Origin of the sequence: Streptomyces sp. NPDC089919 (assembly GCF_040684615.1) — a bacterium.
Taxonomy (GTDB): domain Bacteria; phylum Actinomycetota; class Actinomycetes; order Streptomycetales; family Streptomycetaceae; genus Streptomyces.
In genome coordinates, this window is record NZ_JBFBGK010000186.1 from 1 (window position 1) to 7115 (window position 7115).

Consider the following 7115-nt stretch of genomic DNA (forward strand, 5'->3'; position numbering starts at 1 on the left):
GGGGCGGCCGTCCGCGGTGTGCGGGTGCCCCGCCGCACACCGCGGACGGCCGGCGGGGGGCTGCGGCCGGGGCCTACTTGAGGGTGTCGGTGACCAGCTTCTTCCACTGCGGCACGGGGATGCTGGAGATGCCCTCGCCCGAGTTGGCCTGGAGCTTCTTGCCGTCGAGGTAGAGGGCGGGGGTGCCCTTCTCGCCGCTGTCGTAGAAGGCCTTGCCGGTCTTCTCGACCCAGGGGAGGTAGGTCAGCTCCTTGACGGCCTTGTTGAAGGCGGGGGTGCGCAGGCCCGGCACCTGGTCCGCGAGCTCCAGCAGGGTCGCGGTGGAGCCGAAGGTGTCCTCGGACTCGTTCTGCGGGTGGTTGGCGTAGAGGACCCGGAGGTAGGCGAGGAACTTCTCGGGGCTCTCGTTGACGGCCGCCCCCAGCGCGTTCAGCGCGCGCTTGGAGCCCTTGCCGCCGAGGGCGCCGTCCAGGAAGGTCGCGAAGCGGTACTCGATGCGGTAGGTGCCCGCGTCCGCCTGCTCCTTGAAGGTCGCGCCCAGGCCGTTCTCGACGCCCGCGCAGTACGGGCAGCGGGGGTCGAGCCAGACCGTGAGGACGTGCTCGGCGTCCGCCTTGCCGTACGGGACGACCACCCCGTCCGGCCCGGAGGTGTGGGCGGGCCGCACGAACGGCTTGCCGGCGGCCTCCGGGTCCGGGTCGTGGCCGTCCGAGCGGTTGGCCGCGTACGCGCCGATGCCCACGGCCAGGGCCAGTACGGCCGCCAGCGAGCCGCCGACGAGCAGCCGGCCGCGCAGCCGGGCCTTGCGGGCGGCGGCCGCGCGCTCGGCCCGCAGCCGCTCGCGCGCCTCGCGCCGCTGGTCCTTCTTGTTCGTGCCGGCCATGGAAGTCGCGGTTCCCTTCGGAGGATTCACCTCCGCTTGAGGATATGACCAGCGTCTGGGGCAAATCAGGGTCTTTCGGGCGCAAGGAGTGTGACCTTTGACCCCTCTTGTCCGCATCGCTTTGGGCGGTATGTCGGAATGCCCGTCGGGGCAACGGAACGGGCAGGTGAACAGTCCGTCAGAAAGGTGAGGGGGGACGGCGAGTCTCGGCCGTGGACCTGATAAACAGTGGATATTCACGGCTTGACCGGCCTGCATGCCTTGGGGGGATCGCCGCACTGTGAAGCCTCTTCGCCGTCACCTCGTCAACACCTCGCGCAAGGTGCTGTGCACGGCCGCGCTCGCGGCCAGCCTCACCACCGCCGCGGTGGTGGGCAACACGCCCAGCGCGGACGCGGGGGAGTCCGAGCCGACCCCGGACAGCCCGCAGGCCGGCCAGCGCGGCAACGCCCGCCTGGACCTGCCGGACCTGTCCGGCCCCGACGCGCTGCCGCCCACCGGGACCGCCCCCGGCACCCCCGGCGCCTCCGGCACCGGCATACCCGGCACCGCCCTGGACGCGTACCGCCGCGCCGCCACCTCCGTGGCCGCGGCGCTGCCCAACTGCCACCTCCCGTGGGAACTGGTCGCGGGCATCGGCCGGGTGGAGTCCGTGCACGCCTCGGGCTACGGGCTGAAGGCCGACGGCTCCACCGAGAAGCCGATCCGCGGCCCTCGCCTGGACGGCAACGGCTTCGCCAAGGTGACCGACACCGACAAGGGCGTCTTCGACGGCGACGCCCAGTTCGACCGGGCCGTCGGGCCGCTCCAGTTCATCCCCTCCACCTGGGCGCTGTGGGGCGCCGACGGCAACGCCGACGGCCGCCGCGACCCCAACAACATCTACGACGCCGCGCTCGGCGCGGGCCTCTACCTCTGCGCCGGCGACCGGGACCTGGCGCGCGCCCAGGACCTCGACAAGGCCGTCCTGAGCTACAACAACAGCCGCGAGTACGTGAACACCGTGGTCGCGTGGATGCGCCAGTACCAGAAGGGCATCAGCGCGGTCCCCAACCCGCCCGCGGTCACCGTCCCGCCGGTGGTCAACCCGCCGGTCGTGATCCCCCCGGTCGTCGTCCCGCCGCAGCCCCAGCCGAAGCCCAAGCCGCAGCCGCACACCAAGCCGAAGCCGAAGCCGACCAAGCCGGCCGTCGTCTCCGCGCTCCAGCGGGTCGGGGACGAGCGGATCAGCGCCGAGACCGGCGCGCAGTTCGCGGTGCGGCCCCAGGTCAAGGCCGTGCTGAGCGACGGCAAGCCGGCCGTGAACCAGGCCGTGGTCTTCGAGATCCAGGGCGACACCACCGGCACCCGCTTCGCCGTTTCCGGCAAGACGTACGTGGTCGTCCGCACCAACGCCCAGGGCATCGCACAGGCCCCCGCGCTCAAGGCCGGCGACAAGGCCGGGTCCTTCACCCTGCGGGCGACGGCCTACGCCGCCAAGGACTTCACCGTCACCTTCGGCGGCGACGTGAAGGCCGCGCCGGCCCCGGTCGCGGACCACCTGAAGCGGACCGGCACCGACGCGGACAAGCCGCTGACCGCCAAGGCGGGCGAGGAGCGCTTCGCGCAGCGGGTCAGCGTGCAGGCCACCGCCAGGGACAAGGCCACCGCCAAGGACAAGGGCGTGGCCGGTACGGTCCTGACCGCCGCCATGGTCAAGAAGGACGGCAGCGGCGCCGACGCCAAGTGGGTCCCCGCGGAGACCGGCCCGTACTTCAAGGGCGGCGACGGCAAGCCCGTCCGCACCCTGGAGCTGGCCCCGGCGGACGCGACCGGCACGGCCGCCCTGCCGGAGATCCTGCTCCCGGCCGAGGTCGAGCCGGGCCACTACTCGCTGCGGCTGACCACGGCCACGGGCGTGGAGCTGGTCCTGGACCTCGAGGTCACCCCGGCGACCGCCACCCCGGACCCGGAGACCCCGGAGACCCCGGGCACCCCGGACGACCCGAAGCCGACCGAGACCCCGACCACGACCCCGGAGCCGACCACGACTCCGGAGCCGACCGCCACCCCGAAGGCGACCGCGAGCCCGAAGGCGACCCGGTCGCCCGAGGCGACCGGCAGCCCCGAGGCGACGAAGACCCCCAAGGCGTCGAAGTCCCCGAAGTCGACGGCGGAGCCCAAGGCTTCGACGTCCCCGAAGGCGACCACCACCCCGGACCCCCGGGAGACCCTGCGCCGCCCGGCGGCCCCGAAGCAGACCGGCACCCCGGCCCCGGGCCTGACCCCGGCGCCGACCCGCTCGGCCTGACGCATCCGAAAAGCCCGGAGCCCCCGGACCCGCAACGGGTCCGGGGGCTCCGGGCTTTCCCGTCCCCGCCCCGAAGGGCAAAGGCAGGAGCCCCGTCCCTCGCGTGCGCGAGGGCGGGGCTCCTTGGGTACTGCTAACTTCGACCGCGACCGGTCGACCCGGGCAACTAGGCCGGGGTGACGTTCTCCGCCTGCGGGCCCTTCGGACCCTGCGTGACGTCGAAGTTCACCTGCTGGTTCTCCTCGAGGGAGCGGAAACCAGACGCGTTGATCGCGGAGTAGTGGACGAAGACATCCGGGCCGCCGCCGTCCTGGGCGATGAAGCCGAAGCCCTTTTCAGCGTTGAACCACTTCACGGTTCCGGTAGCCATAAGCCCTCCTTGGGCCAAAGGGTTGCCCTGCTCCAGAACCTGCTAAGAAGTCTGAAAACTACAAAAGCCTGCGGGTTACATGCTCCGCAGGCTTTGTACTGCAAGGGAAACCAAACTGCAACTTGCGTCGAGCCTAGCACGCAGAGTGCGCACAGGGGTAGAGGGAAAGATCACGTCACTCGGACGTTTGACACCCTCGGAGAGGCTGACGGGACGCCGGGGGCTAGTCTCGCGATGTGGACGCCAATCGAAGCCGGCCCCGGGTCGGCCACATTCAGTTCCTGAACTGCCTGCCCCTCTACTGGGGCCTGGCCAGGACCGGCACGCTGCTGGACCTGGAGCTCACCAAGGACACCCCGGAGAAGCTGAGCGAGCGCCTGGTCGCCGACCAGCTCGACATGGGCCCGATCACGCTGGTCGAATTCCTCAAGCACAGCGACGAGCTGGTGGCCTTCCCGGACATCGCCGTCGGCTGCGACGGGCCGGTCATGTCCTGCGTGATCGTCTCCCAGGTGCCGCTGGAGCAGCTGGACGGCGCCCGCGTCGCCCTCGGCTCCACCTCCCGGACCTCCGTCCGGCTCGCCCAGCTGCTCCTCGCCGAGCAGTACGGCGTCCGGCCCGACTACTACTCCTGCCCGCCCGACCTGGGGCTGATGATGCAGGAGGCGGACGCGGCCGTGCTGATCGGGGACGCCGCGCTGCGGGCCTCGCTGCACGACGCGCCCCGGCTCGGGCTCACCGTCCACGACCTCGGCCTCATGTGGAAGGAGTGGACCGGACTGCCCTTCGTCTTCGCAGTGTGGGCGGCCCGCAAGGACTACCTGGCCAAGGAGCCGGAGGTGGTGCGGAAGGTGCACGAGGCCTTCCTCGCCTCCCGGGACGTCTCCCTCGAGGAGGTCACCAAGGTCGCGGAGCAGGCGGCCCGCTGGGAGGCCTTCGACGCCGAGCTGCTGGAGCGGTACTTCACCACCCTCGACTTCCGCTTCGGCCCGGACCAGCTGGCCGGGGTACGCGAGTTCGCCCGCCGGACCGGGTCCGGGGACGTGGCGGTGGAGCTGCTGGGCGCCGAGCGCTGACGGCCGCCGGCCGGGCGCCGCGGCTCCCGGCTCTGTCCGTCTCCGGCCGGCCCGCCGGCCGTGATCTTTAACGGTCCTCCGGAGGAATTCCCGGTGAATTCGGGAAATCCTCCGGCGGGGATTCTCCGCGAGGGCGATTGCCGGATCTTCCCGCCCTTCCCGATCGCGTCCCGATCGCGCCGCGAGCGGGTTCGTACCGGCTTGGTACCGGCTTCCCGCGGAACTCCCCGCATTCGACGGCGGTTGTCCAGAGCGCGCCCGGTTCTTTGTCATGTGCCGGCCCGCCCGGGCGGATGCGTTCCGGGGCCGGGGCGGAATTCGCGCGACCGGTGCCGGCGCCTCCGCCCGCCCGCCGGCCCCGCCCGCCGTCCCCATCCCGGAACAGCCCGGCGGGGGCCCGCCCGCCGGGGCTAGTGTGCTCGCGTCACGGGGACCGCCGGGACGAGCCCGGGGCACGGACCCGGGCCGGGCCGCGGGGAGGCCAGGGAGGCAGTCATGCAGCCGCTCGACGCGGACGAACCGCGCGCCATCGGCGGGTACCGGCTGCTCGGCCGGCTCGGCGCGGGCGGCATGGGCCGGGTGTACCTGGGCCGCAGCGCGGGCGGCCGGACGGTGGCCGTCAAGATCGTCCATCCGCACTTCGCGATGGACGAGGAGTTCCGCACCCGCTTCCGCCGCGAGGTGGCCGCCGCCCGCCGGGTCGGCGGCGAGTGGACCGCCCCGGTGCTGGACGCCGACCCGGACGCCTCGGTGCCGTGGGTGGCCACCGGGTACGTCGCCGGGCCCTCGCTGGACCGGGCGGTGGCGGCCCACGGCCCGCTGCCGGAGACCGCGGTACGGGCCATGGGCGCGGGACTCGCGGAGGCGCTGGCGGCGGTGCACGCGCTGGGGCTGGTGCACCGGGACGTGAAGCCGTCCAACGTGATGCTGACGCTGGACGGGCCCCGGCTGATCGACTTCGGCATCGCCCGGGCCACCGAGGGCACCGCCTCGCTCACCTCCACCGGGGTCTCCATCGGGTCGCCCGGCTACATGGCGCCCGAGCAGATCCTCGGCAAGGGGACCACGGCCGCCGCCGACGTCTTCTCGCTCGGCGCGGTCCTCGCCTTCGCCGCGACCGGGGCGCCGCCGTACACCGGCGACAACTCCGCCACCCTCCTCTACAAGGTGGTGCACGAGGAGCCGGAGCTGGGCCTGGTGCCCTCGGACGCGCTGCGGCAGCTGATCGCGGCCTGCCTCGCCAAGGACCCGGCGGCCCGGCCGGCCCCCGCGGCCCTCGCCGCCGCGCTCGCCCCGGCGGGCGCGGGCGCCGCGCTCGGCCCGGGCTGGCTGCCGGCCGCGCTGGTGGAAGAGGTCTCCCGGGCGGCCGTCGCGCTGCTGCACCTGGACGCGGCCCCGGACGACCCGCGAGCCGGTACGGGTACGGGATCCGGTACGGGTGCCGACCCGCGGTCGCCGTACGGCTTCGGGGGCCCGGGCGGCGGTCCGGCGCCGGCCGCGACGCCCGCCGACGCGGTACCGGCGTACGCCTCGGGTCCCTACGCGCCCGGCGGGTCCTACGGGCCGGCCGGGGGCAGCTTCGGTGCGGTGGCGGGGCCGGAGGAGGCGGCGACCGGGACCGGGCGGGAGGTGAGCGTACGGGCCCGGGCCGGGCGGCGGTTGAGCTGCACGGTGGTGCTGGCGGTGGCGGGGGCGATGGCCGCGGTCACGCTGGGCGGGCTCTTCGCGATGGACCTGCTGCCGGGGCAGGGGAAGGACGACGGCGGCGGCCCCGCGGCCAGCGACGGCGGGCCGCGGCCGGCGGCGTCCTCGGGCTCCTCCCCGTCGACGTCCTCGTCGCCGTCCACCGGGGGCGGGTCGGGGGACGCGCTGCCGGGGCGGGTGCGGGAGACCGTGCCGGAGTCGATGACGGGCACCTGGAAGGGCACCATCACGACCAAGAACCTGGGGGTGCCGGTCGACTTCCAGATCACCATCCGGGCCGGGCGCACGGGCGAGGAGCTGGGGCGGGACAAGTCCGTGCTGGACCTGCTGGGGACGGAGTACGACTGCAGCGGCGACTGGAAGCTGGCGGCCGCCACGGACCGGGGGCTGCGGTTCGACACGGCGGGCGGGCCGAATCCGCATCCGGGGGTGTGTGCGGACGGCTCCTCCGACGAGCGCTTCACCCTGAACGAGGACGGCACCCTCCACTACCGCTCCGGCGACACCGCCGCCGGCAACCCCGAAGGCAACCTCACCCGATCCTGACCCGGCCCCGCGCGGCGCCCGCGCCGCAGCCCCGGCTCGGGCGTAGCCCCGCCGGCGGCTCCGCTGCCACGGTGCTGCCCGGCATACCCAGCCCCGCCGGCGTTTGAGGCGACCGTCGCGGAGCGGCGGTGCGGGGGCCCACCGCGCCTAATCTGAAGACATCCTCAAGGCGCTCGGACTCGGCTTCGGAGTGGACTGGCGGTTCTTCAAGGAGGAGTCGGAGGTCGTCGGCGACGTGGTCGCCGG

5 protein-coding genes are annotated in these 7115 nt (G+C 73.7%); 3 read left to right on the top strand and 2 right to left on the bottom strand.

All coding sequences use genetic code 11. The features are described 5' to 3' along the window. Positions 1-73 precede the first annotated feature (73 nt). A complete protein-coding gene (locus AB0O40_RS37000; protein WP_365050525.1) occupies positions 74-883 on the bottom strand; it encodes a thioredoxin domain-containing protein in 810 nt (269 codons plus the stop codon). Positions 884-1163: 280 nt separating this feature from the next. On the opposite strand from AB0O40_RS37000, the gene AB0O40_RS37005 reads away from it, so the two are divergent. Beyond that, positions 1164-3173 carry a hypothetical protein gene (locus AB0O40_RS37005; protein ID WP_365050527.1) on the top strand — a complete coding sequence of 670 codons (2010 nt, stop codon included), beginning with the start codon at positions 1164-1166 and terminating at the stop codon, positions 3171-3173. Between the two features lie 166 nt (positions 3174-3339). Here AB0O40_RS37005 and AB0O40_RS37010 read toward each other — a convergent pair whose 3' ends face one another. After that, positions 3340-3543: a cold-shock protein gene (locus AB0O40_RS37010; protein WP_007265804.1), complete on the bottom strand. Its 204-nt coding sequence runs from the start codon at positions 3541-3543 to the stop codon at positions 3340-3342. 236 nt (positions 3544-3779) lie between these two features. Between AB0O40_RS37010 and AB0O40_RS37015 the strand changes: the two genes are divergently transcribed. Both AB0O40_RS37015 and AB0O40_RS37020 read left to right on the top strand, forming a co-directional pair. Beyond that, positions 3780-4619, top strand: a complete 840-nt coding sequence (locus AB0O40_RS37015) for a menaquinone biosynthesis protein (protein WP_365050529.1) — start codon at positions 3780-3782, stop codon at positions 4617-4619. A gap of 495 nt (positions 4620-5114) precedes the next feature. Beyond that, on the top strand, positions 5115-6869 hold the full coding sequence (locus AB0O40_RS37020; protein ID WP_365050531.1) for a serine/threonine-protein kinase: 1755 nt from the start codon (positions 5115-5117) through the stop codon (positions 6867-6869). The last annotated feature ends 246 nt before the right edge of the window (positions 6870-7115 follow it).